23 protein-coding genes are annotated in these 26,872 nt (G+C 37.8%); 17 read left to right on the forward strand and 6 right to left on the reverse strand.

Annotated features, from left to right (window positions below):
• Nucleotides 1-35: 35 nt before the first annotated feature.
• Nucleotides 36-3,176: a BC_2427 family protein gene (locus NSQ61_RS16100; protein ID WP_340807540.1), complete on the reverse strand. Its 3,141-nt coding sequence runs from the start codon at nt 3,174-3,176 to the stop codon at nt 36-38.
• 461 nt (nt 3,177-3,637) lie between these two features.
• On the opposite strand from NSQ61_RS16100, the gene NSQ61_RS16105 reads away from it, so the two are divergent.
• Together NSQ61_RS16105 and NSQ61_RS16110 are read left to right on the forward strand one after the other, a co-directional pair.
• Complete coding sequence (locus tag NSQ61_RS16105) at nt 3,638-4,024, forward strand: hypothetical protein (RefSeq protein ID WP_117016906.1); 387 nt, start codon at nt 3,638-3,640, stop codon at nt 4,022-4,024.
• Nucleotides 3,999-4,370, forward strand: a complete 372-nt coding sequence (locus NSQ61_RS16110) for an antibiotic biosynthesis monooxygenase family protein (RefSeq protein ID WP_412674451.1) — start codon at nt 3,999-4,001, stop codon at nt 4,368-4,370. Before NSQ61_RS16105 ends, NSQ61_RS16110 begins: the two co-directional genes overlap by 26 nt.
• A gap of 351 nt (nt 4,371-4,721) precedes the next feature.
• On the opposite strand, the gene NSQ61_RS16115 is transcribed toward NSQ61_RS16110, so the two are convergent.
• The gene (locus tag NSQ61_RS16115) at nt 4,722-5,900 is read right to left on the reverse strand and encodes an oxalate decarboxylase family bicupin (RefSeq protein WP_340807543.1); all 1,179 of its coding nucleotides are present in this window, start codon (nt 5,898-5,900) and stop codon (nt 4,722-4,724) included.
• 685 nt (nt 5,901-6,585) lie between these two features.
• On the opposite strand from NSQ61_RS16115, the gene NSQ61_RS16120 reads away from it, so the two are divergent.
• The 4 genes from NSQ61_RS16120 to NSQ61_RS16135 all read left to right on the forward strand — a co-directional run bounded on the left by NSQ61_RS16120 (nt 6,586) and on the right by NSQ61_RS16135 (nt 10,259).
• The gene (locus tag NSQ61_RS16120) at nt 6,586-7,497 is read left to right on the forward strand and encodes a LysR family transcriptional regulator (protein ID WP_066251505.1); all 912 of its coding nucleotides are present in this window, start codon (nt 6,586-6,588) and stop codon (nt 7,495-7,497) included.
• 466 nt (nt 7,498-7,963) lie between these two features.
• Nucleotides 7,964-9,013 (forward strand): NAD(P)/FAD-dependent oxidoreductase, encoded by a 1,050-nt coding sequence (locus NSQ61_RS16125; RefSeq protein ID WP_340807545.1) that lies wholly within the window; start codon nt 7,964-7,966, stop codon nt 9,011-9,013.
• A 334-nt stretch (nt 9,014-9,347) separates the two neighbouring features.
• Nucleotides 9,348-9,863 carry an acyl-CoA thioesterase gene (locus tag NSQ61_RS16130; protein WP_082829614.1) on the forward strand — a complete coding sequence of 172 codons (516 nt, stop codon included), beginning with the start codon at nt 9,348-9,350 and terminating at the stop codon, nt 9,861-9,863.
• A gap of 24 nt (nt 9,864-9,887) precedes the next feature.
• Nucleotides 9,888-10,259, forward strand: coding sequence for a hypothetical protein (locus tag NSQ61_RS16135; protein ID WP_340807548.1), 372 nt, complete (start codon nt 9,888-9,890; stop codon nt 10,257-10,259).
• A gap of 228 nt (nt 10,260-10,487) precedes the next feature.
• Here the strand turns inward: NSQ61_RS16135 and NSQ61_RS16140 are convergent, their stop codons facing one another.
• Entirely contained in the window at nt 10,488-11,906 is a 1,419-nt protein-coding gene (locus NSQ61_RS16140; protein WP_340807550.1) for an NAD(P)/FAD-dependent oxidoreductase, read from the reverse strand.
• Nucleotides 11,907-12,500: 594 nt separating this feature from the next.
• Between NSQ61_RS16140 and NSQ61_RS16145 the strand changes: the two genes are divergently transcribed.
• From NSQ61_RS16145 to NSQ61_RS16155, 3 genes are read left to right on the forward strand one after another with little or no spacing between them, the layout of a single operon-like run.
• On the forward strand, nt 12,501-13,223 hold the full coding sequence (locus tag NSQ61_RS16145) for an ABC transporter ATP-binding protein (RefSeq protein WP_339193674.1): 723 nt from the start codon (nt 12,501-12,503) through the stop codon (nt 13,221-13,223).
• Nucleotides 13,220-14,245 (forward strand): ABC transporter permease, encoded by a 1,026-nt coding sequence (locus NSQ61_RS16150; protein ID WP_339193672.1) that lies wholly within the window; start codon nt 13,220-13,222, stop codon nt 14,243-14,245. The genes NSQ61_RS16145 and NSQ61_RS16150 overlap by 4 nt, the downstream gene beginning before the upstream one ends.
• Before the next feature lie 31 nt (nt 14,246-14,276).
• Nucleotides 14,277-14,930 carry a TetR/AcrR family transcriptional regulator gene (locus NSQ61_RS16155; RefSeq protein ID WP_340807552.1) on the forward strand — a complete coding sequence of 218 codons (654 nt, stop codon included), beginning with the start codon at nt 14,277-14,279 and terminating at the stop codon, nt 14,928-14,930.
• Between the two features lie 216 nt (nt 14,931-15,146).
• On the opposite strand, the gene NSQ61_RS16160 is transcribed toward NSQ61_RS16155, so the two are convergent.
• Nucleotides 15,147-15,896 (reverse strand): DeoR/GlpR family DNA-binding transcription regulator, encoded by a 750-nt coding sequence (locus tag NSQ61_RS16160; RefSeq protein ID WP_066251483.1) that lies wholly within the window; start codon nt 15,894-15,896, stop codon nt 15,147-15,149.
• 171 nt (nt 15,897-16,067) lie between these two features.
• Here NSQ61_RS16160 and NSQ61_RS16165 point away from each other — a divergent pair, with 171 nt between their 5' ends.
• The 5 genes from NSQ61_RS16165 to NSQ61_RS16185 all read left to right on the forward strand — a co-directional run bounded on the left by NSQ61_RS16165 (nt 16,068) and on the right by NSQ61_RS16185 (nt 20,559).
• The gene (locus tag NSQ61_RS16165) at nt 16,068-16,763 is read left to right on the forward strand and encodes a ribulose-phosphate 3-epimerase (RefSeq protein WP_066251481.1); all 696 of its coding nucleotides are present in this window, start codon (nt 16,068-16,070) and stop codon (nt 16,761-16,763) included.
• A 14-nt stretch (nt 16,764-16,777) separates the two neighbouring features.
• Nucleotides 16,778-17,338: a 6-phospho-3-hexuloisomerase gene (gene hxlB / locus NSQ61_RS16170; protein ID WP_066251479.1), complete on the forward strand. Its 561-nt coding sequence runs from the start codon at nt 16,778-16,780 to the stop codon at nt 17,336-17,338.
• A 72-nt stretch (nt 17,339-17,410) separates the two neighbouring features.
• A complete protein-coding gene (locus NSQ61_RS16175; protein ID WP_117016899.1) occupies nt 17,411-18,568 on the forward strand; it encodes a mannitol-1-phosphate 5-dehydrogenase in 1,158 nt (385 codons plus the stop codon).
• A 33-nt stretch (nt 18,569-18,601) separates the two neighbouring features.
• The gene (locus NSQ61_RS16180) at nt 18,602-19,039 is read left to right on the forward strand and encodes a PTS sugar transporter subunit IIA (protein WP_066251473.1); all 438 of its coding nucleotides are present in this window, start codon (nt 18,602-18,604) and stop codon (nt 19,037-19,039) included.
• Nucleotides 19,040-19,140: 101 nt separating this feature from the next.
• Nucleotides 19,141-20,559: a PTS mannitol transporter subunit IICB gene (locus NSQ61_RS16185; protein ID WP_066251470.1), complete on the forward strand. Its 1,419-nt coding sequence runs from the start codon at nt 19,141-19,143 to the stop codon at nt 20,557-20,559.
• A gap of 936 nt (nt 20,560-21,495) precedes the next feature.
• Here the strand turns inward: NSQ61_RS16185 and NSQ61_RS16190 are convergent.
• The gene (locus NSQ61_RS16190) at nt 21,496-22,773 is read right to left on the reverse strand and encodes a cation:dicarboxylate symporter family transporter (RefSeq protein ID WP_340807555.1); all 1,278 of its coding nucleotides are present in this window, start codon (nt 22,771-22,773) and stop codon (nt 21,496-21,498) included.
• Between the two features lie 283 nt (nt 22,774-23,056).
• Between NSQ61_RS16190 and NSQ61_RS16195 the strand changes: the two genes are divergently transcribed.
• The gene (locus NSQ61_RS16195) at nt 23,057-24,364 is read left to right on the forward strand and encodes a sensor histidine kinase (protein WP_340807557.1); all 1,308 of its coding nucleotides are present in this window, start codon (nt 23,057-23,059) and stop codon (nt 24,362-24,364) included.
• Between the two features lie 4 nt (nt 24,365-24,368).
• Nucleotides 24,369-25,298 carry a response regulator gene (locus NSQ61_RS16200; RefSeq protein ID WP_340807559.1) on the forward strand — a complete coding sequence of 310 codons (930 nt, stop codon included), beginning with the start codon at nt 24,369-24,371 and terminating at the stop codon, nt 25,296-25,298.
• A 139-nt stretch (nt 25,299-25,437) separates the two neighbouring features.
• Here the strand turns inward: NSQ61_RS16200 and NSQ61_RS16205 are convergent, their stop codons facing one another.
• Nucleotides 25,438-25,848, reverse strand: a complete 411-nt coding sequence (locus NSQ61_RS16205; protein ID WP_063388285.1) for an Rrf2 family transcriptional regulator — start codon at nt 25,846-25,848, stop codon at nt 25,438-25,440.
• A 184-nt stretch (nt 25,849-26,032) separates the two neighbouring features.
• Here NSQ61_RS16205 and NSQ61_RS16210 point away from each other — a divergent pair, with 184 nt between their 5' ends.
• On the forward strand, nt 26,033-26,662 hold the full coding sequence (locus NSQ61_RS16210; RefSeq protein WP_094244775.1) for an NAD(P)-dependent oxidoreductase: 630 nt from the start codon (nt 26,033-26,035) through the stop codon (nt 26,660-26,662).
• Nucleotides 26,663-26,872: the final 210 nt, after the last annotated feature.

A 26,872-nucleotide genomic window follows, 5' to 3' on the forward strand; every position in this document is an offset into this window, starting at 1 on the left:
ATCAAAGAGTGGATTTCGTATACATTCGATGATCTCTAGATTCCATTGCCAGCATAACTGACCCGAACTTGTTGTACTTGTAATAAATGAACGATTAAATCCAATATAATTTTTTGGTGCAATTGACGATAGTAAGGTACTGATTCATTTTGTTTGGAACCTTCATTTCCGTTGTCTGCGGCAGTGTACTCAATATTTTGTGATATATATCCTTTTATAAATAAATTTCCTTTCAGTGCTGTACATGTTCCATTATCTAATGATGGGGAGAATTGAGTAGGTACGAATTTACAATTTGTTAGTACGACCTCTTTAGAGATTTCTTTAACGCCCAAAATCTCTTCTTCAAATACAACATCTTCTTCTAAAATTATTTCCATTTTGTATTCCCCTGCTACAACTGGAACTCTAATTTGTATAAAGTCATGAGATGTACAAGTTTTGTTATCTGTTTCGCTTGTTTTCGCAGCTTTTGAGTCATGCAGGGGAACTGCAATAGATTGATAATGATTATTTGTATTATTCTTACTATAAGTGTGTACAGTGTCAGTTAAAGAGATCATTTCATGAATTTTAGAGCAAACTAAACGACATTCAGGCTGTTCAGGATAATAAGTTGTCGTATTGAGTAATTTTGTGTTTAATTGAGGAGTTTGTTTATTGTTTAAGTCAAGAAATTCAGCTGAATTTTGAACTATATTGCTAAAGATAGGAGAATGAAGAAAGTCATCTATTTCTACAAAAGTCGAAAATGGTCTTTTTATAGTCATTGAACATGTTTTTCCATATTTGATAGATTCATCTGCATTATCAAAATTAATAGCTTTTTGATCATTCGTTCCATCCGATTCGGATGAAGGATGAACAGGCTCAAAAACAGAATCGGTCGGAGATTTTTTATTTATCTCCTGTTCAGCATGAGAAACCTCATCCGTTTTCACAATATGCTCAACATCAGCTGAGGAATTTTGTTCAGGAACGACACCATCCGACGAATGATCCGGCTCAACTTTATGGTCAATAAAATTGGTTTCATGAATATTTTCTTGATCATTTATTTCATCCGGGCCGGATGAAGCAGGAACAGGTTCAAAAACTGAATCGGTTAGAGCATGATCCTTTGTATTCTGTTCAAGACCAGCAGCATGAGAAGTCTCATCCATTTTCGAAGCACGAACAACATCTGTTGTAGGAACTTGTTCAGAATCGGCAATATCCAATGGACGAGTTAGTTCGACTGTATGGTTAATAAAATTGATCTTAAAGACATCTTGATCGTTCGTTTCATCCGAACTGGATGAAGCATGGGCAGGTTCAAATGCTGAATCTGCTGGATGATCCTTTTTATCCTGTTCAAGATCAGCATGGAAATACTCATCCGTAATCACAGCATGCTCATCAACAGCTGAAGGAGATTGTTCAGGATCAGCTCCAACTGATGAGTGAACTGGCTGGTTAATAAAATTGTTTTCACGGACATCCTCATGATCGTTTATTTCATCTGAACTGGATAAATCTTGGGCAGGTTCAAATGCTGAATCTGCTGGATGATCCTTTTTATCCTGTTCAAGATCAGCATGGAAATACTCATCCGTAATCACAGCATGCTCATCAACAGCTGAAGGAGATTGTTCAGGATCAGCTCCAACTGATGAGTGAACTAGCTGGTTAATAAAATTGTTTTCACGAACATCCTCATGATCGTTTATTTCATCCGAACTGGATAAATCTTGGGCAGGTTCAAATGCTGAATCTGCTGGATGATCCTTTTTATCCTGTTCAAGATCAGCATGGAAATACTCATCCGTATTCACAGCATGCTCATCAGCAGCTGAAGAAACTTGTTCAGGAACGGCATCGTCCGATGAATGAACTGGCTCGACTGTATGGTTAATAAGATTGATTTCACTGACATCCTTATGATTGTTTATTTCATCCGAACTGGATGGGGCGTGAACTAGCTCAAAACCCGAATTGGTTGCAGGTTGATCATTCGTCTCCTGTTCATCAAGATCAGTTAGAGAAATCTGCTTAATATGAGAAGCCTCATCCGTATTCACAGCATGCTCGTCAACAGCTGGAAAAACTTGTTTAAGATTGTTTTCATCCAATAAATGAGCAAGCTCGACTGAATGATCAAAAGAATTGGTTTCAAAGTCATCCTCTTGATCATTTATTTCATCTGAATTGGATGAAGTATGAATAGGCTCAAAAATAGAATCGGTTGGAGACTGATCCTTTGTCTCATGGCCAAGGCTAGGTAGAGAAATCTGCTTAACATCATGGGAAGAATAATCCGTTTTCAAATCATGATCAGCATTAGCTAAAGGCATTAGTTCAGAATCATTTCCATCCGATGATAAATGAGCTCTATCGACTGAATGATCAATAGGATCGGTATCAAAGTCATCCTCTTGATCATTTATTTCATCCGAATTGGATGAAATATGAATAGGCTCAAAAATAGAATCGGTTGGAGACTGATCCTTTGTCTCATGGCCAGGGCTAGGTAGAGAAATCTGCTTAACATCATGGGAAGAACAATCCGTTTTCAAATCATGATCAGCATTAGCTAAAGGCATTAGTTCAGAATTGTTTCCATCCGATGATGAATGAGCTCTATCGACTGAATGATCAATAGGATCAGTATCAAAGTCATCCTCTTGATCATTTATTTCATCCGAATTGGATGAAGTATGAACAGGCTCAAGAACCGAATCGGCTGAGGAATACTCCTTAGTCTCATGGCCAGGGCTAGGTAAAGAAATCTGCTTAATATAGGAATCATCCGTTTTTAAAGTGTGATCATCAGTTGAGGAAACGTGTTCAGGATCGGTCGTTCCATTCGATGGTTGAGTGGGACCACAGATGCTGCCTGTATGATTTCTTTTAGCCATATTATACTTTTTGTATAAATTCATCAGTTTGGAAACATTATTTTTATTTTTGTTTAGTTTGGGCACCTTTTTTATACCGTAATTTTCATGTGAATCATCTGCTTCTGCTGTATCAATGCGATTTGCCACAATATCTGATTTGTGACTATCATTTTCTTCTTTTGTATGCTGAAAATTGGCACATACAGATTTTTTTTGAACTCTTGAAGATTTAAAAATGTCCATTTGTTTAGAACGTATTTGCTGCATCCTCTCATGGTGAATCCATGGAGTTTTCATGACACCTCACTCCCAAATTAACGAATTTTTACTGTATTTATTTATGCTTTATTTCCGGCATTTGTCCCTGTACAATTCAGGAAATTTCAAAAATAAGCTCTATGTAGCATTTTTCTCAAATCAGATGATTTGCCGGCTGGGTGTTTCATCGTTGGAAGAATCTTGAGCTTTCTGACGTTGTGCTTTCTTGATTCCTCCATTCGTTCGCTTCATGAATGATTTCCAAGCCTGATTGTTTGCGGAAATGAGGCATCAGAGAGGGATTAAACGGTTGACCTTCTTGAAACTCTGGAAAACCAAAGAAGTATCGTCGATAGTGGCGGTTTTTACATTTTTAAAAAGGGCAATTATGAAGTTGATTCAGTGTCATAAAAATTTCCCATAATGGAAAATTTGACATGTTGTATACAAATGTATACAATAATAATCGTATACATTTGTATACAGAAAGGAGTGCACAAATGAGAGACAAATTCGGTAAAGGGTTCGGTCCGAACGAGAAATTTTCACACGAAGGGCAACACCATCCAAAAGAGGGGGGATACCGCAGAAAAAAGCATCATCACGGTGCAAAAACATTCCGTCGTGGGAGAGCTATTGAGTTTTTAAACAGGCTGAATGTAAAACGTGCGACATTAAAACAGCAGCTGGCTGCACCAGAACTGCAATCGATTAACCAAGTTTTGGTTGGAGAGCTGAAAGCCATTGAAATGGTGATCAACGAATTCACCCAACTGTTTGAAATTCACGAAGAAGAAATTGAGCAATACGACAGCCTGACAGATGGGAAAGACAAATCCGGAGAAGAGTCAGCAACTGAGGATGAAGAAACACAGTCTGATCAATAAAAAATGGGAGAAAAAATATGTTTGTACAATTAAGAAAAATTACGGTGACAGAAGGAACGCAGAGAAAGTGGTTGAACAATTCAGCAAACCGGGAATCATTGAACAGCAGGAAGGGTTTGTTGACATTAAAATTATGGTGAAAAAACAAAGGGATGGGAAGGAGAAGTCATTGTCCTTCACCTGGGAATCAGAAGAACATTGGAAGCGGTGGAAAAAAAGCGATGCGCATATTGCCGCTCGCAGAGAAAAGCGCAACCATCCGAAACCAGAATACATGCTTAATGTTGAAGTAGGCATGTACGAAGTAAAAGCAGTAAAAGAAAGAAACGTGAAACAAGCAGAATGAATCATCTGTGTGAAGCGCCGTCACAATTAGAATAAAAGGGCGAACATTCGGGGATAGGAAGAAGCAGAGACCATGGAATGATCAATCGCTAATTCTTTCGCCACCGTTTTGTAGCCCATGTCCTCTTTCAAATATAAATCCACAACGTTACATCATAGGTTTTTCGTATTTTCCCCATAGAAAAAGCTCCTCTATAATTGTCAGATGAATGGGCTTTCTTTTTTCTGTCTACTATGAGGGGATCGTATCAAATGAAGTGATTCTTTATAACTATTGTTTTTTTAGCAACTGTAATTGACTGAGCGAAAGTACAAAATAATTCCCATCTGTTTAGGAATTTCCTATTTGCCGTTAGTTCCCATCGTATTTAACGACCGGCCATTTTTCCTTCCGCAGTGCATTCATCAGTTCCGGACCTGCATGCAGGTTGTTCTCTACCAGCTCCCGAGGAGTCAGCGCCATCCATTGGTTCAGTGACACATCGGCGAAACGGTCGCTTTTGAATATCTCCAGAAACCACAGACTTTGGTCACCAGTGTTTTGAATGTAATGTCCAAAAGCGAACGGTACGTATCCTACATCACCAGCCCGGAAATTGAAGGTTCGAGCCTTGCCGTTTGCTGCAAATACCGTCATACGCGCTGTGCCCGTGAGGTAATACTGCCATTCGTCGTTATTCGGGTGCCAATGCATTTCCCTCATTCCGCCCGGCTTGACTTCTACCAGCGCGGCTGCAACCGTAGTTGAAATGGGAAAGTTAGTGGAATCGACTATGCGCACCGTCCCGCCCGGGGTAACGATTGGCTTCTGTGCAAACAGCCGGTGTGTGAAGCTCTTTGGAACAGTACCGTAAGGATCCGGCACTTTTTGACTTTCCAGAGGGCCGGGCACCTTCGATTGAAAAATATATCGCTGTTCCGTCGGAATATGAGCGAAGGCACTTTCCGGTACACCGAAATTCGCCGCTAGCACGTCCTTCGGTGTGTGTGCGAACCAATCGGAGATGGAGAAGGTATCGAGGTCGGAAAAGTTGCCATCGTCGAAGACAAGCAGAAACTCACAGCCTTCCTCCAACCCTTGAATCGAGTGGGGAATACCTGGGGGAAAGTACCATAAATCGCCTGGACCGACATCGGCTATAAAATTCCTCCCGTTCTGGTCGACCGCTGTGATTCGTGCCCGGCCCAAGATCATGTAGGACCACTCCGCTTGCTTATGCCAATGCAACTCTCGAACACCGCCCGGCGTCAGACGCATGTTCACCCCCGCAAGCGTGGTCGCGATCGGCAGCTGACGAACTGTTACTTCCCGTGACCAGCCGCCGTGATTTAACTGCATATTAGTGTCGGAGAAAGAAAACTTCAAGTTGGGGATTGTTCCGGCATCGGTAGCCGGCGGAACGAACATATCGGGGTTTTCAAGGTCCCGCATGACGTCACGCGGACAGAAATCGGTCGCACCGGCACCATCGTCCCTTATCGGCTGCGGCACATTTCCATACGCTGGATGATTCCGAGTTGGATTATCCATGAAATACGCTCCTTTTCTTTGGATCATACAGTAAGCATTCTCTATTGGATTGTATGATGGTTTTGATATGTGTATGTCTGGCGGTGTTTATTAAAAATATTAAAACATATCATGTCAATCACGGTTTTACGGCAAGTGAGGCTTCCGATAAACAAATATGCCGTATACAGTAGAAAGGAAATTTTATTTGGTGGGATTTAATTAAGAACACTGCGAAAGTGAATGGAGAGAAAAAGATTCAAGATCTATAAATGAATGGTTTAAAGAGGAAAATGATAATTCAAAAAAATATTCGTAAGGTTGATAGTATTCGAAAAGCGTTTTGTAAACAGGATTCAGGATAGAGCCAGTGGGATTAAATTTACAATATTAGTGAAAATATAAAGGTAGAGGCTCGACTTGATAAGACATTTTATCAACTATTAAAGCTATTAAGAGAAAAGCATAAAGGCATTGCGATAGCGCTTCCTAGTACAGCTTGCCAAGTATTAATAAATTTTTTTCGGGATTCCATTTTGATCCTTTTAAAGTAAATGCTTCTGATTCCCATTGAATATATTCCTAATCCTAACAAGAACATCAAGGTTTTATGCTTCGTCAATTTGATAAAACAAATTTAAAGCGCTAAAGTGAAAAGTATGGTAAACTTTATTATCATTAAAATGTAATAGGGTGTTTGATTCAATTGGAAATTAAACAATTGAAGTGTTTTCTTGAGGTTACACGTACCGGCAATTTTACCACTGCATCTGAGAACCTGTTCATTACGCAGCCTGCTCTCAGTAGAATTATCAAATCATTGGAGGATGAAATTGGAGCACCGCTTTTCATACGTACTAGAAAAAAGCTGATATTGACGGATGCAGGCCGTATTTTAAAAAAACATGCTTTAAAAATTGAAAATCAGTTGCAGCAATTGGATGCAGAACTAGATAAAATGTTTATGCAAAGAAAACGACAAATTCGCATCGGGCTACCTACGATTACGAATTCCATTTTCTTCTCAAAATTGATTGCATCGTTTCATGAAGAATATCCAGAGGTGATTTTCCTACTAGAAGAGGATGGTTCCAAACCAGTTGAAGAGAAGGTTCTCAATAATTTATTGGATTTTGGGGTCGTTGTTCTTTCTGAGGAAAATGAAAATCTTGACAGTATTATATTTGTGAATGAGAAATTAAAACTAGTTGTCTCTTCGTCTCATCGTCTGGCGGGAAAACAAGAAGTGTCTTTGCAGGAGCTAAAAAAAGAGGACTTTATTATGTTCGACCGGGATTTTGTGCTAAGAAATCTTGTCATCAATTCTTGTAAAGAAGCCGGTTTTCAACCGAAAATTATTTCGGAAACATCACAACTGGAGTTTATTCAAGAATTGGTTGCCTACAATATAGGTATTACTTTGCTGCCTGAAAGTACGTGTATAGAACTAACAGATGATTTTAAAACGATCACCGTCACTAATCCGGAAATCGAATGGAATCTGGCAATGATTTGGAGAAAGGATGCAAGCTTATCACAGATTGCGCAGGAATTTATACGATTTGCAAAAGAAAAGCTGTCGACGGCTAATCCCGGCCAGGATTCTAAATCCGATTGAGTCAACTATAAGAAGGCTTCCTTTTATGAAAGGAAGCTTTTTTTACTTGAAGCAGAAACAAGAAAAAAGTGTCTTTTTTGTGTGGAGCCGTCTCTTGTACTTAAGCAGGGGCTAGGAAGGATTCATATGAATATCATGTTTCATATGTTCGTGGAAGCGGCCGCTATCTTTTCATGAAGAATAGATAGAGGTTCTAGATGTCCGTTGCTTTCCTGCATCTACAAACGATTTTCATAGATAGCTTGAAGAAAGACGGATGTTTCCAACGGTTAGGAACCGTCTGGGACTTGCTCTCGTTGTGCGAATGCGAGACAGTGGTCCGACCGTCCATAAACAATACGAGCTCTATATGGTGTAAACATTTTTTTCAATAGTCAATCACTATTCGTTGTAAAAGAGGTAAAAACAATGTATATTTAATTGAGAATGATAATCATTTCCTGAGTTCTAGGAGAGGTGGAAATAGATGAAACATGACGAATTATACGATGTGACGATTATTGGCGGCGGACCAGCGGGGTTGTATGCGGCATTTTATAGCGGATTGCGGGAAATGAAAACAAAGCTGATTGAGTATCAGCCGCAATTGGGCGGCAAGCTTCATGTTTACCCGGAGAAAATGATTTGGGATGTTGGAGGACATGCACCGATTACAGGAGAACAATTAATTAAGCAGCTTGTCAAGCAAGGATTAACATTTAATCCTACAGTGGTACTAAATGAAAAGATTGAATCGATGAAACGAAAGGAAGATGGCACTTTTATATTGCAGGCCGCTTCTGGACGGCAGCATTTTTCCAAGACGGTCATTGTCGCAGTGGGAAGCGGTATATTGAAGCCGCAAAAACTGGAGATCGAGGGTGCAGAAAAGTTCGAGGTGGCTAATCTGCATTATACAGTGAAATCGTTAAAGCTCTTCAAAAATAAAACGGTCATCATTTCAGGAGGAGGCAATGCGGCTATTGATTGGGCGAATGAATTAGTGCCGATTGCTAAAAAAGTGTATTTGACGTATCGAGGGGAGATGTTAAAAGGTCATGAATCGCAGGTGACGCAGCTTCTAAACAGCTCGGCTACTTGTTATTTTCATACAACGATTACCAAATTGATTGCCAGCGAGGACCATGAACGGATTGAACGAGTTGAGCTAACAAACCGTGAAACAGGAGAGATCACCTATTTACCGATTGATGAAGTAATTGTGAATCATGGCTATGAGCGCGATTCCTCCTTGCTGGAAAAAAGCGAGCTGAAAATTCAAATGATTGACAATCACTACATTGCGGGCAACGCCCATAGCGAATCTTCTGTACCGGGACTTTATGCAGCGGGGGATATTCTAAAATACGATGGGAAATTGCATTTGATTGCGGGGGCCTTTCAGGATGCCGCAAATGCGGTAAATAGCGCTAAACAATTTATTGAACCTAAGGCTGATAAATTTGGCATGGTATCATCCCATAACGAAATCTTTAAAGAACTCAACCGAGAATTGATAAAGCAAATGATGAAATAAAAGTTTATTTGGAATAGAATGTAACACACGACCAAGCTCAATGATACGATCCCTTTATAGTAGACAGGAAAAAGAAAGCCTGTTCATCTGTCTATTATGGAGGGATTTTTCTATATGTGCTTTTTTATTCCTGTCTACTTGACTGGGGACAGCTCATCACACGGGTGGTTTTTTGTTTAGGTTAAAGAGCGCTTCCATACTATTTTGTTATGAATTGTATATAGGATTGGCATTGTATCTTTGCAAACCAGCTATATTATAATTCTCTTTGTAAAAATTTTAATACGGATGAAGCGTACGCTTCAAAAGTATTTTTATACGTAAGGTGATCATGATGGAAGCAAAAAAAGTTAAAGAAACACGTGTTGTTCAAACAGATCAAGTGCTCATTAATGATTTGAACAATTATCATACATTATTTGGCGGAGTTTTAATGAAGAAGATGGATGCATGTGCGACGCTTTCCGCCCGCAGACATACAAGGGTAAAGGAATGTGTTACGGCGTCGACCGACTCCGTTAATTTCCTTGAACCGATCCGGGTAAGTGATTCGGTTTGTATTGAATCATTTGTTAGCTATACAGGTAAAAGATCCATGGAGATTTTCTGTAAAGTGATTGCAGAAGATCTAGAAACTGGGAAACGAAGAATTGCAGCTACTGCATTTTTCACTTTTGTTCCCTTGGATGAGAATAAAAGACCGTTGGAAGTACCGCCTATTATTCCAGAAACAGAGGAAGAAAAATATCTCTACGAAACAGGAAAAGAACGTGAAAGCATTCGCAAGTTAAAAAGACAACAAAATAAAGAACTCGTGTCCAGACTTTCACTGAATAAACCGTGGGATTAATACGGAACAAAGGAATGATATAGTGTGATAATAGACTCTAGTTACGATGAGTTGAAAAATGCACAAACCGCTATCGAAAACTTAAAGGCAACAACACCAACTATTTATCGTAAATTTTTAAATATCGTCCATTTGACTCGTCAATTACAATATGGATATCAATATATGGGTTCTTTACTAATGGATGAAAACCCAGGTAAATTCCAACCGAAATTTCAGGATGATTATGTGCTGTCTATCTATCATCAGGAAATCGAAAAACTAAAAAAAGATAAAAGATTTCCGGAATTAAAACAATTGCTGCAATCATATAAACATATTAGCTATACAAACATTAGCAAGCTGGCTTTAGGGGAAAAACCAGCAGCATTAATTGGTCCAGCCGTGGTCCATTAATTGTTCGAAGGAAACTGAAAAAATTTAATTGGGTGGATCGAACTTTGATTCGATTCACCTTATTTATTTTTAAAGAGTGTTAAAAGGCTGCTTTCTCCGGTCATAAATTCCATGCAAACAGCTGTCCGAAAAAAATATAAACGTTATTTTTATTTGAAAAAGGGGCGCCTCTTAGCTGAAAAATCAACTTGAGACAGCCCCCACACCACCAACGGTTATTCTAAAGCCTTACTCCTTTTTAGTCCATTCCCCGACAAATTCGATTTCGTTATAGGAAAAGAAGTCTTTCAATATCTTTTCACGATCATCTAAGAAAAGCTGATCTGCTACTTCAGATACGAGCCTGCGTATCCCGTATTTCAAGCCGGAAAGAGCAGCTGCCGTAATACCGCAGCTGATCAAACCCGAATAGTTGAAAGCGAAAAGTCCGTACAGAAGTTTTTTGCCCTTTTCATCGCGGCTTATAAAAGCGAAACCAGGGCTGAGATAAGGATGGGCATCAAGCATTGGATTGGCCAACTCCTTCGGGGGATGATAGCGGTCTCCCCAACGAGCTATGTGGCTTTCGACAAGTTTCAGCTCCGGACGCAAAGCAGGATCAGTGACGAGTCCGGTGCAGATGATCAGAAAATCGAAGGTGAACTTGCCCTGAGGTGTGGTCACTACTGCACCTTGATCTGCAGCTTCAACATCAAGCCATGGTGCTCCTAAGTGCAGGTGAAAACCGGGCCATGAGGCTGCGCGTCCGAAGGTATCGTTGGTCGGCGGCTGATTATATTTAAAGAAATGAGCGATGATTGCATATTTATCAGCGTCCGATAGAGCTTGGAAATGTTCAATTAGACCGGAAACTTCCATATAGCGGATCGGATTGATACGCTGCAATTTCTTGCGGCGGACAAAGACATGAACTTCGGCCGCACCCTCTGATAAGGCAAAATTGGCATTATCAAAGGCAGATGCGCCGCCGCCCAAAATTCCGATCTTTTTCCCTTGTAGTGCTTTAAAATCAATTGCTTCTGAGGAGTGGGCATAGAGATGATGCGGCAATTTTTCAGCAATGAAAGGAGGAACATGCCATTCGCCGCCGCCTTGAATTCCCGTGGCTAAAATAACCTTTCGTGCGAGCAATATGTCAGATGGTGCACCCGTTCCTTCAATATGAAGCCGATGAATCCCTTCATCAGTCGGCTCTATCAACTTCAACTTTACTTCATTGATGACGGGCAGATTGAGAACTTTCCGAAACCAGCGCAAATAATTCATCCAATCTCCCCGAGGAATTTTGTCTAGCGCTTCCCAGCCTTCCGATCCGAATTGTGCTTCCCACCAAGCGCGGAAGGTTAGGGAAGGAATCCCAAGATCGATGGAGGTCAAATGTTTAGGTGTTCGCAAGGTCACCATACGGGCGTAGGTTTCCCACGGTCCTTCCCAGCCCTCTCGGTTTTCATCAATGACAAGAATGTTGGATATCCGTTCGCGTAGAAGACCGAAAGCCGCACCTAAGCCGCTTTGGCCGCCGCCGACGATCACGACATCGTAGACATGCCCTTCAGGTTTTTTTAGCGTTCGCACCCAGCTTGGACCTCCGAAGGCGAGATAGGAAAGATCGGTTTTCACTTGTTTGTTTAATGCCTCTAAGCTCATCCTTTTTCACTTCTTTCAACTGTAAGATTTGAAAGTCACATATGTCAGCCTTATCCGTAAACAGAAATCCGCATGAGAAGAATTATTATATTGAATCAATCATTATTGTTTTTACAGTACCACTTGCCCATATAGTATCACTTCAACCATTTTTATTGAATGTGTATTGTATCTAAAATCTCCTTTAATCGTTATGTAAAATAACTAAAAATGCTTGTTTAATTTCTTCTAAGGAACGAATAACAAGGCTATCTTCATCTAGTCGTTCCTGTAAAACACTCCTAATGAGCCAATAGCTAACCGATTGCCCCGATTTCTCCAATGGGCATAATTTGTGCAAAAAAGCGCATCTTCTGATGTTCATTCCTCAGTCAATTTGTGTGGATTTTTTCTAGTTCAGATGCTTATTGTTGCTTTTTGTATAAATCCGCAGCGGTCAGCTTTTTTAAGACGATAACTATTAAAGCCGAATCTGTTTAAAAAATTTTTTCTATCATTTACAAAAAATGAGTGATTACTCACTTCACAAAATTCATTTGCACAACTATAATGTATGTGAGTACTCACTCATTTTGTACGAAAGGAAGGGAAAAAATGGCCTCAATGATTATTGTCCGTAAAGCTGCGATTTCATTTGGGAAGGAAAAAGTGCTAAAAAATATTGATTTGGACGTAAATGAGGGAGAGATTTTCGGGCTTCTTGGTCCATCCGGCTCTGGGAAAACGACGTTGGTCAAAATGATCACAGGAATTTTAGAGGGAGATCAAGGGAAAATTTCCATCAAAGATCAAAAAGTTCCTTCACTCGAGCTAATGAAATCAATCGGTTATATGGCGCAATCGGATGCTCTTTATCAGGAGTTGACCGCGAAAGAAAACCTGGAATTTATAGCCGCTATTTACGGGCTAAAACGCCAAGAACGGAAGAAAGCGATTCAGGAAGTTTTGGAAATTGTCGATTTAACTGATCATATGGATAAAGTTGTCAAGGACTTTTCAGGTGGGATGAAAAGGCGGTTGTCTCTAGCTGCTTCGCTCATGCATAAACCGGATCTATTAATTTTAGACGAACCGACGGTTGGAATCGATCCAGTGCTTCGCCAATCGATATGGAGTGAATTAAGAAAACTAAAAAACAACGGGATGACCATTTTAGTTACGACACATGTCATGGATGAAGCGGAAAAGTGTGATCGTCTGGCCATGCTAAGAAACGGTTATATCATTGCTTGTGATACGCCGGAAAAGCTAAAAGAAAACCAAAAGGTCGATTCACTTGAAGAAGCATTTTTAGCATACGGGAGGAATGAGAAATGAGAATAGGAGCTGTTGTCATCCGAATTATAAGACAGCTGTTAAGGGATAAACGGTCGATTGCTTTATTGATCTTTGCGCCGCTTTTAGTTATCACTCTTGTATGGCTTGTATTAGACGGCGACCCATACGAACCGAAAATAGCAGCAGAAAATATACCGGCGCCGCTTGAGCAAGTATTGCAAAATGAATTGGAGAAAGATGTTGTTCACATGTCCGAAAGTGAAGCGAAGGAGGCTTTTCAAAAAGAGGATTTAGATGCATTTATAACGATAAAAAATCATGTTCCGTATGTTTTGCTGGAAGGAAGCGACCCGACAGCCAATTCAGCGGTTATGAAGGTGATTCAAACCGCCTTCAGCTCCCTGTCAGACCAAAAAAATATTCAGCCTGATGTCGAATATTATTATGGCTCTGACAAAATCAATCTTTTTGATCAGACGGGTTCAGTACTAATCGGTTTTTTTGTCTTTTTCTTTGTTTTTGTGCTAGGCGGTATTTCATTTTTGCGGGAAAGAACACAAGGAACATTAGAAAAATTGCTGTCGACGCCGATTAAAAGATGGGAGATTGTAACAGGCTATTTGCTAGGATTTGGCTTATTCACGATTATTCAATCGTTCGTTATTGTCACGTATTGCGTATATGTACTTGATATTTGGATGGCAGGGGATTTTTGGCAGCTGTTAGTAGTTACATTTTTATTAGCCATCACTGCGCTGGCGCTTGCTACCCTTTTATCAGCCTTTGCAAATAATGAGCTGCAAATCATGCAGTTTATTCCGATTGTCATCATTCCACAAGCATTTTTTTCGGGAATCTTTAACTTGGAGACATTGGCAGAGTGGTTGCAAGTGTTGAGTAAATTTATGCCGCTTACTTATGGAGCGGACGCCATTCAAGAAATCATGATTAAAGGAAAAGACTTGGTCGATCTTTGGCAGGATTTGCTAATATTGTTCGGCTTTGCGCTGCTTTTCTATGTCTTAAATATATTTGCATTGAAAAAACATCGCAGGTTATAACAATAAAAGAGAGAAATAAGGAGGAAAGTGTATGGACCAGAAAAATTTTATGGACGAGTTCATGAAGGCAGCGAATCAAGATTTAACGCCGAAGCAGGCAAAAATTCTTCAAGCGGCAGTCGAAATTTTCGCCGAAAAAGGGTATGCTGCGACATCCACGAGCGAAATTGCGAAAAGAGCCGGGGTAGCGGAAGGAACGATTTTTCGCCATTACAAAACAAAAAAAGATTTGCTGATATCCATCGTTTCACCGATCATTATAGAATTTGCCGTTCCCTTATTTGCTGAAAGGTTTATCAATGAAGTTTTCCAGGATCAACGACTTGATGATTTTGAAGATCTGTTAAGGAAAATCATCCGCAACCGCTATCAATTTGTCAAAAACAATGTCCCATTGTTAAAAATTTTTTTTCAGGAAATAGCGTTCCATGCAGAAATTCAAGAAAAATTTAGCGCGGTTTTTACTGAAAAAGTTTTGCCTCAGTTTATAAAAGTTGTCAACCATTTTAAACAAAATGGGCAAATAGGTGATTTTCCCACCGAGACTGTCATTCGTTTAACGATTAACGCGATCGTTGGGTTTTTCATTACCCGCTTTTTGGTCATGCCGGACTATCCATGGGATGACGAGAAAGAAATGGAATACACGATCCAATTTATTCGGAACGGGTTAAAGGGGATTTGACGGCTTAATCAATCATCAAAGATACATGATTTTTTGCAGGATAGTCTACCCTGAAGGAAGACTATCCTCTTTTAATTAAATTGGAATTAACCAAGCGGTCTTCGAAATTTAGCAATATGGTATATATTAGCAATACCAGCGGCTTGTTGAATCTGATTTCATTTACCCTCGTTTTTTCTCATCAAACTGCTGATTATCAAATTTGTTAATGCATTATCAATCAACCACCACTACTTGTTGGCTGCCATATATCTTTTTAATGTTAGGACTAATATTTTCTGTTATTAAGTATGTTAAATCTTTAGTAGGACATACAATGTGATTGGAAACAGTGCTTAATTTATCAGATGTTGCCATCCCTAATATTTCAGAAGAGATGGAAGCCATTTTCCGCTTTACTAATGCTTCTGATAAGCTTGGGACGCTGATTCCTATATAAGGATCAATTTTGTAAATTCCCATGATATATAAATCTGCTCTCATATTACTTAAAGATTCGACAGTGTCTATTCCTAAATTAACCATTGATTGTTTGAATAAAGTTCCGCCGATCATAATAACATCAATATGTTGATGATTAGTCAGAGCCATAGCGATTGGCGGGCTGTTTGTAATGACGGTGGCTTTTAATGTTAAAGGTAATTGGTTTACTAGATGTAAATTAGTCGTTCCTCCATCAATTAATAAAACCATGTCTTCTTTTATAAAGGATAAAGCTTTTTTAGCTAATTTAATTTTAACTTCATTAAACATGTGCTGCCTTGTTGAAAAATCAACAACAGGAGGCCCTATCCTCAAAGCTCCGCTATGAACCCTTTTAATAAGTCCGCGGTTATCAAGCTCCTTTAAATCTCTTCGAATTGTATCCTCCGAAACTGACAGGCGTTTACTTAAATCGCTTGCAATAACTTTATGTTCTTCATTTAAAATCTGCAAGATTTTTTGTTGACGTTCTTCCTTTAGCATAGTGACTTTACTCCTTTAAGTCTTTCTTATAGTTTATCATAATTTCAACAATTGATCAAAACGCATTCGCGCAAATAATGGCATGAAAACGCAAAAACATGCTTTACTTTTCATTGTATGCGTTTTATAATAAAGGAAAACATGCAAACACATGCAAATGGAGGCACAAACATGCAAAATAATAAAAAAATAACGATTGCACCTTCTATAATGTGTGCTGACTTATGTAATTTAGAAAAAAGTGTAAAAGAAATTGAGAAAGAAGGACTGGATACTTTACATATTGATATTATAGATGGACACTTTAGCCCTAGTATGCCATTGGGAATAGATACTATTAAGCAATTACGAAAAATAACTGATATGAATTTTGATGTCCACATTATGTCCAATAATAATGAATTTTTTATACAAGAGATGATCAAAATTGATGTACAACAAATATCATTTCACTATGAAACGAGCACTCATATTGATCGATACATTAACTTAATAAAAAACAATGGAATTAAAGCAGGTTTAGCACTCAACCCAGCAACTCCCCTGTCTGTCCTGGATTATATTTTGCCGCAGTGCGATACCATTTTGTTAATGTTAATCAATCCAGGCTTTGCAACTGATGAAAATGAAAAGCAAGTTTCTTATGCAATAAAAAAAGTAGAAGATTTGGCGCGATTAATAAAAGAAAAAGAATTGGATACAAATATTGAGGTTGATGGCAGAGTATCTTTAGACACAATACCAAGCTTAGTAAAAGCTGGGGCCGACATACTAGTTGCCGGGAGTACAAGCTTATTTATTCGAGACAAAAGTTTAGCTGAGAATAAAAAAGCGATGGAAAAATGCATCATAGAAGGTTTATTGTGAAAAGAGGGGAAATAATGGTTAATTACTATGATATTGTAAAGGAAATTACAAACGAACTCACCACTACTTTAAACCAAATTGATATGAATGAAGTCAATAAATTGTTAATCGAGATAAAAAAAGCAGATAAAGTATTTTTTGTCGGGGTTGGAAGAGTTCTATTATCTTTGAAAGCTATCGCTAAACGATTAGCTCATCTTGGTATTAAAACTTATATTGTCGGCCAAATCACTGAGCCTGCAATAACTGAAAAAGACTTGTTGATAGTGGGATCGGGAAGCGGAGAAACGGCTTTTCCATTAATCATTGCAAAGAAGGCAAAGCAATTTAAAGCAAAAGTTGCTCATATAGGTGCAAATCCAAATAGCTCAATGAATGAGTATTCAGATTGTTTCGTAAGGATACCAGTAGGTACAAAACTACAGCTGCCAAATGAAGTGAAATCTGTACAACCAATGACAAGCTTATTTGAACAAAGCTTATTGTTATTAGGCGACGCGTTAGCCTTAATGATGATTAGAGAGCAAAATATTGATATGTCTAGTCTTTGGCAATATCACGCGAATTTAGAGTAAAAAGTTAATAGCTTCGCTGGATTGGATATTCTTTGATAAAGAGTTTTAAGTATTGTAAAGGGAGATAATATTATGCTAGCGTTGCATTTTGGTGCAGGGAATATAGGGAAAGGTTTAATTGGTTACTTATTAAACAAAACTGGGTATGAAGTTTGTTTCGTGGATATAAATCAAAAAACGGTTGATAAATTTAACAATTACAATAGTTATCAGGTTGAGATATTAGATGATAATCATACGATAGAGACTATCTCTCCGGTTTCAGCATTAAACAGTGTAACACAAGAAGAAGAAGTGATCAATGCTATTGTGAATGCAGATTTAATTACAACATCTGTCGGCATCAATAACATACCTAAAATAGCTAATATATTATCTCAAGGCCTTTTGAAAAGAGCAAAAGAAAATAAAAAGAAGATCGACATTATCGCAAATGAAAATGCAATTAACGCTTCTTCCAGTTTGAAACGTGAGATAAAGAGATATGTTTCAAATAAAGAAATGGAAAATATATGTACTTTTGTTGGCTTTCCTAATTCAGCTATTGATCGCCTAGCTTTATCAAAACATAGCGAAGGGGGTGAGAGTGTTCTTGTAGAACCGTTCTATGAATGGATCATTAACAAATCAGAAATCGTTAATGCAGATTCGCCTATTATAAAAAACGCAATCTATGTTGAAGATTTACAGCCTTATATTGAAAGAAAATTATATTTAGTGAATATGGGTCATGCGGCAACTGCTTATATTGGGTTTTTAGCAGGAGAATCTACAATACAGAGCGCTTTGAGAAATGCAAAAATTGAACATCTTGTACGGGAAACGCTAAATGAAGCTTCCCAATATATTTTAAGGAAATTTAATATGGACCCAAAAGATATGAGTGATTTTATTGAAAGAATTATAAAGCGCTTTAAAAACAAAAATATTAGCGACTCGATTTTGCGAGTAGGAAGATCGCCGATTCGCAAACTGGGCTATAATGAACGATTAATTAAACCCACTAGAGAACTTTTTGATTTAGGACTTTCAATAGAATATTTATCAGTTGCCGTTGCTGCTGCATTTTTATTCGATAACCCTGATGATGAAGAGTCTGTAATTTTGCAAAACTACATTTGTGAAAATGGGATCGAACAAGCCATTTTACATTTTACAGAGTTAGAAAATAAAACAATTAGAGAAAAAATTAAAGAAATTTATTATCAACTAAAAATACAGAAATGGTAGTGTAAATAGAATCATGAAGAAAGGTGAAACGGTGTGTTAAGTGAATATTTAAAAGGTAATATAAATTTCTTGAATAGAGTATCTTCATGGGAGGAATCTATAAGAGTTGCTTCCGATCCTTTATTAAAAAAAGGTAATATTACTCCTAAATATATTCAAGATATGATTGATAATGTCAATAAAAATGGTCCATATATAGTAATTGTTCCGGGAATTGCCATGCCGCATGCAAGAAACGAAGGAGGAGTAATCAAAACAGGCATTTCTTTTTTGAAATTACAAAACAACGTGCAGTTCCCAGAGGGAAAAGAAGTGAATATTATTATCGTCTTAGCGGCTGAAGACAATTCAAGTCATTTAGGTTTGCTATCCGACTTATCTTCTATACTAATTGATGAAGATGTTGTAAATAAGTTTAGAAATTCAAGCAATGAAGAAGAAATAATGAATGTTATTAAAATGGTAGAATAAAAAATGTTTTTTTGATTAAATTTAAAATTTAAACATCTTTTTTTTCAAAAAAGTATAGAAATTTCTTCTATAAATATTGATATGAAGAAAGGGTGTTATACATGGAAAATGTAATTAAAGCCAAAACCCCATCTTTTCGTGCACGCATCCAAGCTGTTGGAGGATTCTTGACCAATATGGTTTTGCCGAATATTGGAGCTTTTATTGCATGGGGGTTATTAACAGCTTTGTTTATACCTTCTGGCTGGTTTCCAAATGAGAATCTTGCTAGTATAGTTGATCCGGCAATCAAGTATTTATTGCCTTTGCTTTTAGCAAGCACAGGAGGGAGAATGGTTGCCGGCCAAAGGGGCGCTGTAATGGGTACCATCGGAGCCATAGGGCTAATAGTTGGATCCGATATACCAATGTTTTTAGGCGCGATGATTATTGGTCCTTTGGGAGGCTGGCTTATAAAGAAATTTGATAAATTGATAGATGGTAAAATACCTGCAGGATTTGAAATGATTGTTAATAACTTTTCAATTGGTATTTTAGGCTTCTTTCTAATGATTTTCTCCTTTTATTTTATAGGACCGGTTATTGAAGCGGCAAATAATGTTGTTTCATCCGCTATTAAATCTCTAGTGGATACAGGGTACTTACCATTATTATCTCTTATTAATGAGCCAGCTAAAGTATTGTTTTTAAATAACGTCATTGATCAAGGAATATATTATCCTTTAGGTATGCAAGAAACGCTTGAAGCAGGAAAATCAATTTACTTTACCGTTGCGTCAAACCCAGGACCTGGTCTTGGATTATTATTAGCTTTTAGCTTTTTCGGCAAAAAGGCTGCTAAGCGGACTGCTCCGGGTGCTATAATAATTCATTTCTTCGGAGGCATTCATGAGTTATACTTCCCATATGTATTAATGAAACCATTAACAATTTTAGCAATGATTGCCGGCGGGATGTCAGGTATTACAACTTTTTATCTTTTCGATGCGGGTCTTGTAGCTGGACCTAGTCCGGGATCCATAATATCTTATTTAGCTTTAACCCCTAAAGGTAATTTCCTAGGAATCATTTCAGGTGTAATCGTAGCTGCGGTAGTATCCTTCATCGTTACTGCAATAATATTAAAGTTTGATAAAAAAACAGATGAAGAAGATTTTACAAGTTCAATCGAAAAGTCAAAAGCAATGAAATCTGAAGGGAAACAAATTTTAAATCCATCTAATGAACTGTCTAATACAAAAATAAGTAAAATTTCATTTGCTTGCGATGCAGGTGCCGGCAGCAGTGCATTAGGTGCAACCACATTTAGAAAAAGACTGCAAAAAGCAAATATTGACGGTATTGAAGTAAAACATTATAGAATAGAGGATGTTCCAGAAGACACTGACATTATCGTCGTTCATAAAGATTTATTAGAAAGAGCAAGATTATCTCATAAAAACAAAAGAATTATCACTATAGAAAATTATATAGAAGATCCTAATTTATTAAAATTAATTGATGAATTAGGGAAAAGGTAAACAAATGGTTTTGTGTAATTGGAGATTCCTTGCTTGCAAACGTTATCAACAATTTTATAGATATTAGTATTAAAAAGAAAAATAATCATTAGGAGATTAGAGATATGAAAACAGTACTCCCTTGAGATTTAACTTTTGTGGACGTGGTGTTTTTGCAAATGGCGCAAATAAGGCAATGCTCACTTTTGCAATCGCGGACGGCTCACCACGTCCACTATTCAAAATTAGATTAAACAAAGGCCCTAACTTATATAAGTTAAATAGCCTAAGATACCATAAATTTAATTTACGGTTTTTCTAATCTGAAATGAATTGAAAGCAATGGAACTCCTGATTTATCTTTTTAAAAATATGTTCAAAGTTTTTTAAGTTTCTATCTCTCTAATAAACGAAGAAGTTGTTTTATGGTAATTTTGCAAAATTAAGCGATACACCAATTATTTCAGATTCGGCTATTGTGATTTTGTGTTGAAGACAACAAGAAAATAAACATCCGTCCACTATAAAATTATTAATTTTCACTTTTTCAAACGTGCCTATTTCTAAGTCTTTCTATATAATACTTGAATTTGGAAACAGTTTCAAGTTTTATTTAATAATCATTATAGGTGACACCTTTTTTTCGAGTTTGAGCTGTCTGCTTATTCCTGTGAAAAATCATTCTACATGCGAAAAGCTTTTTGGGAAAGAATTGCACTTTGGAACAAACAAAGATAAAGAAATAATAGGAAATGACAGAAATGATGGAAAATACGCTCTGTTTTTTCTTAACGTTTAACTATGTAGAAAACGATCAAGATCAGAAGTATCATCTTTTACGAATGAATCTAACAAAGCTGTTGAAATCATTATCTTCAATCTATAGCAAAAGCCGGAAGGGTATCATAACCACTCCGGCTTTTTGATTGCAAAGTTTTTGGAATTATATCGGTTATATTAAGCTGCGGATTGCTTATTATTTTTAAAAGAATTGATATATGAAATAGCTTTTTCAACATCGAACTGACCTTCCCATTTAGACATAACGACAGCGGCTAATGAATTTCCAATGACATTGACCACTGTTCTAGCCATATCGAGAATACGGTCAATACCTGCGATAAATGCAAGACCTTCAGGCGGGATGCCTACTGCTCCCAGCGTAGCCAACAGTACAACAAATGAAACGCCTGGAACGCCTGCAATTCCTTTTGAGGTCAACATTAATACAAGCACCAATGAAATTTGATCAGCGATGGACAAATCAATACTATACATTTGTGCTATAAACAGTGCTGCTAATGCTTGGTATAGGGTTGAACCATCAAGATTAAAGGAATAACCTGTTGGAATGACAAATGCTGTAATGGATTTTGGACATCCGAATTTCTCCATTTTCTCCATTATTCTTGGCATAACTGTTTCTGAGCTTGAGGTTGAATAGGCAAGGATAAGCTCTTCTTTAAGTAAACGGATGATGTGAAAAATGTTTAGACCGACTAATTTTGCAACAAATCCAAGAACGACGACAACGAAGAATAACATTGTTGCATAGCCGACAATTACTAATTTACCCAACGGCACCAATGATTCGATACCGAATTTAGACACAGTCACACCGATAAGGGCAAACACACCAAATGGTGCAAATTTCATCACTTGGTTCGTCACCCAGAACATGGTTTCAGCTGTACCTTGGAAAAAGGCAATGATCGGTTTTCCACGCTCTCCGATGGCTGTGACTCCAAGTCCGAAAAATACAGAGAAGAAAATGATCGCCAGCATATTTCCTTCAACAAATGCCTGGAAAATGTTTGGTGGAACAATGTTGACAAATGTATCAGCTATTCCGTGGCTTTCAACTGCTTCTGCCGTATCGACATAACTATGAATATCTGTTTTCTCTAATGAGCTCATATCGACGCCGGAACCAGGCTGAAAAATGTTAGCTGCTAAAAGTCCGACAATAATGGCGACAGTTGTAATAATTTCAAAATACAAAATTGTTTTTCCGCCAAGCTTTCCGAGTTTTTTTGTATCACCTACACTTGCAATACCGACAATTAAGCTGGAAATAACAATTGGAATGACGATCATTTTAATTAATCGTAAAAATATATCCCCAATTGGCTGCAAAAATTTCGCAACATCTGGGTTACCATAAAAAATAGTACCAACAACAATACCTAGTACAAGACCTATTAAAATTTGCCAAGCCAAGCTTATTCTTTTCATCATAGCACCTCTTTTCTTTTATAATTGCCTCCAAAACGAATGGATGACAAAATTGATTATCATTATCTTTTAAATGATTACTCGTCGAAATAATAAGCTATAATAATTAGTAGAGTTGTTTGCGAGAGCGCTTACGAGTTATCTCATCTAATTTAAAATTGAAACTACAAGATCAGACGATAAATCTACAAAATTCTACAAATTGATTATTTACTTCGTTTTTAAAATTCTAACTTTTATTCAATTTTTTAAGAGGAACCATTATAACAAGGTTGTGGTAATATTGAACTTGCACTCTCTTGAAAAAAAAGAACTTCAATTATTGGTTGCAATGATCATTTTGGTTCCGCTCGCTGGCGAAATTAAATTTTATCCATTTAATGAAGTTTATCGGGTGAGTTTTGGACCTCCAACATTGTTTATTTTTTTATTGTGGCTGAGAAAGGTACCAGCTGTTATATGTGGTGTTCTTGCAGGCTTATCAATTGTGACATTTCGGGTTCTTCTCGATTTGATATCCCTTACATCTGTTGATTGGATGGCTTCCATTCATACAAATTCTCCTTATTTTTTCTATTACTTCACGTATGCGCTTGTTTTTTCTGTTTTAAGAATTCACCGATTTTACAATCGACCATGGGTGATCGGCCTTTTGGGGATTGTGATAGAATTGGCAGCCGGGATTGTCGAGCTACTCGCTGAAAATATTATGATTGGAACGGTAATGACTTTAGATGCCTTTAATAAAATTATGATTATTGCCATATTCCGAAGTTTTTTTGTGATCGGTTTATTTAGTATGATAAAATTGCATGAATCTAAGCTAAGGGAAGCGGAGATTCAAAAACGAAATGAACATATGATCATACTTGTATCGAACCTTTACGAAGAGTCGGTGCTATTAAAAAAATCCGTTCAAGATGCTGAGGAAATTACGAGGCAATCTTACAACCTGTATCAAAAATTGCAGGAGATCAGGAAAGGGAAGAAAAGGCTGTCGCTGGAGGAGCTTTCACGGCATGCCTTGAGGATTGCCGGCGAGGTTCATGAGATCAAAAAAGATAATCAACGCATTTTGTCTGGACTTTCAAAAGTAATTTCAGAAGAAAGCTCCCTTGATTATTTAGATGTCCGATCACTTTTATCAATCATTGTTCGAACACATGAGAAGTATGCTGAGCTGTTGGGGAAAAACATTGAATTCAGTATTGCATATAATGGGTCACATCCTGAGTATCATGTGTATACGTTTATTTCCATTGTGAATAACCTTGTCGCTAACGCAGTGGAGGCCATCAAAGGAACTGGCAGCATTGAAATTGCAGTGGAGCGGGAAAATGATTGGCTCCAAATACGCGTTCATGATGATGGTCCCGGAATTCCCGATCAATATAAAGATATTATTTTTAAACCAGGATTCACCTTGAAATTCGACAGCACGGGCAATTCATCAACAGGTATTGGGCTTTCATATGTGAAAGAATTGGCCGAAAAGCTTAACGGGGAAGTAAAATTTGAGCATCAGGAAGATAGCAAAGGGGCAACATTTATCGTTCGTCTGCCAATTGGAAATTTAACCCAGAAAAGGTGATTTTATGAGGTTTTTTATAATAGATGACGATGAGTCAATTCGTACTATGCTATGGCATATCATTGAAGACGAGGAACTTGGTGAAGTCGTCGGTGAAGCAGCAGACGGTGCTGATGTTAGCGGTGAATTTTTAAATTTGAAGAAAGTCGATATTTTATTAGTTGACCTGTTAATGCCCGTTCAGGACGGCATTGAAACGATTAAGAAAATCAAGCCGATTTTTAAAGGGAAAATTGTTATGATATCGCAGGTGGAATCAAAGGATATGATCGGCCAAGCTTATGAATACGGAATCGAAAACTATATAACGAAGCCGATTAATAAAATTGAAGTATTGTCAATCTTAAAGAAGGTGATGGGTCATATATGTTTGGAAAAAACCATTCAGGATATCCATCACTCTTTATATAGTGTTATGAACGTTGATCATCTTCTAAAGCAAAATGTAAATCCTTATAAAGAAAATTCTCTTTCTGCCAGTGCACGATTCCTCCTTTCAGAACTAGGCATTGCCGGAGAAAGCGGCAGTAAAGATCTCATTGAAATCATGCAGTTTTTATATGATTACGAACAAGAGAAAACATTTGCCGGCGGATTTCCTTCATTAAAGGAGATATTTAGAAATATTGCGTTGAAGAAGCTTGGAGAAGGAGCCAGTGAAGAGGAGCTGAAAAGGGAAATTAAAGCGTCTGAACAACGTGTGCGGAGGGCGATCTATCATTCCTTGAACAACTTAGCGTCACTTGGGCTCACAGACTTCATCCATCCAAAGTTTGAAAATTACTCATCCAAATTTTTTGATTTCATTGCTGTTCGTCAAAAAATGGAGGAATTAAAAGCCGATCGGCCTGCAGCTGCATCGTCTATACGAATCAATACGAAAAAATTTATCCATGCTTTTTATTTTGAAATCAAGCACTTGATGGAGGAATAAAATCGATTTCAAAGATTCCCTGCATGCGTGCAAACTAATGAAAGTAAAAATGAATCATTCACCTTATTCAAAACAGCGAAACGGTCATAAGTGCCGAAAAAGAGGAAATAACTACAGCTTCATTTTTTATGGGCCATTCTTATTGTAAGAAATGGCCCATTACGTCTTTTAGGGATTGGCTGGACAGCTCGTCTTCCATCGCTTTTTGAACGCGCGTAAATGTGCTGTCCAGGGCGGATTGAATGTTTTTTCCAACGGGACAATTGGGGTTCGGATTTTCGTGAATAGCGAATAATTCATCTTTCGGTTCGACCGCTTTAAAAATATCCAAAAGTGTTATGTCTTCAGGGTTTTTTGTTAATTTTGCTCCGGTTCTGCCGGCATGGGAAGTTAATAGTCCCGCTTTCTTGAGCATGCTTGTAATTCGCCGGATCACCACGGGATTCGTGTTGACGCTTTTGGCAATAAATTCTGAAGACATATGCTCAAGGGGATTTGATGCTATTAAGATCATAATATGAATCGCCACTGCTAAACGGCTGTTAATCATAAGTTTCCACCACCATTTGTCACTATTTTAGTGACAAATTTGAAATTTTGTCAAACAGGTCGGCAGGCAATGATTTCCGGATGACAGCTTCAATCAATAAGTTGACAGAGATTTATATTTGTAACTATAATAGTTACATATAATTTGTAACTGAATTAGTTACATAAAGGGAGGAAAATTGTTTATGAAAATTGCCGTTATTGGTGCAACGGGAAAAGCAGGAAGTTTAATAGTAAAGGAAGCAAAGGAACGAGGACATGATGTTACGGCTATTGTCCGCAATGCTTCTAAAGTGACTGATGTACCAGCTGTTGAAAAGGATATTTTCGATATTACATCAGAGGATATAAAAGATTTTGATGTTGTTGTAAATGCATTTGGCACTGCACCTGGTGAAGAGCATAAACATGTGGAGGCAGGAAAAGTATTAATCAATGCCTTGAAAGGAGCGCCTAATACGCGGCTTATTGTTGTAGGAGGAGCGGGCAGCCTGTTTGTCGATGAAGCGAAAACAACCCGCCTCTTTGATACGCCGGATTTTCCGAAAGAATATTTGCCGGTAGCAAAAAGCTCAGCTCAAAATTTGCAAGATCTTGAAAACTCTGAAGGGATTCAATGGACTTATATTAGCCCAGCTGCATTTTTTGATCCGCAAGGTCCGCGCACAGGTGAATATAAAGTTTCAGGCGATGTGCTTGCTGTCAACTCTGAAGGCCAAAGCTACATCAGTTATAGAGACTATGCGATAGCACTTGTAGATGAAATTGAAAACCGTAAGCACATTAATAAACGTTTTTCCGTCGTATCCAAATAAAAGCTTGATTGCCGAGCGGTGCAGATTTTCTTATTTTTTTACGGTTTGAGATTTGGGAGGATTTCGGGGGTTATTCATATAATGAAATATAAGCCTCAGACACCCTGTGGGGAGCTGAGGCTTATATTTTTCTATAAAGTTGAACAAGCTACCCGTTTTTCACACGGGCGGTTTTTTTAATAAAGAGGGGGTTCCCAAAAGTCAACTTAT

Origin of the sequence: Aeribacillus sp. FSL K6-1121 (genome assembly GCF_038003725.1) — a bacterium.
Lineage (GTDB): Bacteria > Bacillota > Bacilli > Bacillales > Aeribacillaceae > Aeribacillus > Aeribacillus composti.

What these genes read in the sequence shown, in the direction of transcription:
- NSQ61_RS16100 (WP_340807540.1), bottom strand. Translation starts at nt 3,176, where the DNA reads ATGAAAACTCCATGGATTCACCATGAGAGGATGCAGCAAATACGTTCT.
- NSQ61_RS16105 (WP_117016906.1), top strand. Translation starts at nt 3,638, where the DNA reads ATGAGAGACAAATTCGGTAAAGGGTTCGGTCCGAACGAGAAATTTTCA.
- NSQ61_RS16110 (WP_412674451.1), top strand. Translation starts at nt 3,999, where the DNA reads ATGAAGAAACACAGTCTGATCAATAAAAAATGGGAGAAAAAATATGTT.
- NSQ61_RS16115 (WP_340807543.1), bottom strand. Translation starts at nt 5,900, where the DNA reads ATGGATAATCCAACTCGGAATCATCCAGCGTATGGAAATGTGCCGCAG.
- NSQ61_RS16125 (WP_340807545.1), top strand. Translation starts at nt 7,964, where the DNA reads ATGAAACATGACGAATTATACGATGTGACGATTATTGGCGGCGGACCA.
- NSQ61_RS16130 (WP_082829614.1), top strand. Translation starts at nt 9,348, where the DNA reads ATGGAAGCAAAAAAAGTTAAAGAAACACGTGTTGTTCAAACAGATCAA.
- NSQ61_RS16140 (WP_340807550.1), bottom strand. Translation starts at nt 11,906, where the DNA reads ATGAGCTTAGAGGCATTAAACAAACAAGTGAAAACCGATCTTTCCTAT.
- NSQ61_RS16145 (WP_339193674.1), top strand. Translation starts at nt 12,501, where the DNA reads ATGGCCTCAATGATTATTGTCCGTAAAGCTGCGATTTCATTTGGGAAG.
- NSQ61_RS16150 (WP_339193672.1), top strand. Translation starts at nt 13,220, where the DNA reads ATGAGAATAGGAGCTGTTGTCATCCGAATTATAAGACAGCTGTTAAGG.
- NSQ61_RS16155 (WP_340807552.1), top strand. Translation starts at nt 14,277, where the DNA reads ATGGACCAGAAAAATTTTATGGACGAGTTCATGAAGGCAGCGAATCAA.
- NSQ61_RS16160 (WP_066251483.1), bottom strand. Translation starts at nt 15,896, where the DNA reads ATGCTAAAGGAAGAACGTCAACAAAAAATCTTGCAGATTTTAAATGAA.
- NSQ61_RS16165 (WP_066251481.1), top strand. Translation starts at nt 16,068, where the DNA reads ATGCAAAATAATAAAAAAATAACGATTGCACCTTCTATAATGTGTGCT.
- hxlB (WP_066251479.1), top strand. Translation starts at nt 16,778, where the DNA reads ATGGTTAATTACTATGATATTGTAAAGGAAATTACAAACGAACTCACC.
- NSQ61_RS16175 (WP_117016899.1), top strand. Translation starts at nt 17,411, where the DNA reads ATGCTAGCGTTGCATTTTGGTGCAGGGAATATAGGGAAAGGTTTAATT.
- NSQ61_RS16185 (WP_066251470.1), top strand. Translation starts at nt 19,141, where the DNA reads ATGGAAAATGTAATTAAAGCCAAAACCCCATCTTTTCGTGCACGCATC.
- NSQ61_RS16190 (WP_340807555.1), bottom strand. Translation starts at nt 22,773, where the DNA reads ATGAAAAGAATAAGCTTGGCTTGGCAAATTTTAATAGGTCTTGTACTA.
- NSQ61_RS16200 (WP_340807559.1), top strand. Translation starts at nt 24,369, where the DNA reads ATGAGGTTTTTTATAATAGATGACGATGAGTCAATTCGTACTATGCTA.
- NSQ61_RS16205 (WP_063388285.1), bottom strand. Translation starts at nt 25,848, where the DNA reads ATGATTAACAGCCGTTTAGCAGTGGCGATTCATATTATGATCTTAATA.
- NSQ61_RS16210 (WP_094244775.1), top strand. Translation starts at nt 26,033, where the DNA reads ATGAAAATTGCCGTTATTGGTGCAACGGGAAAAGCAGGAAGTTTAATA.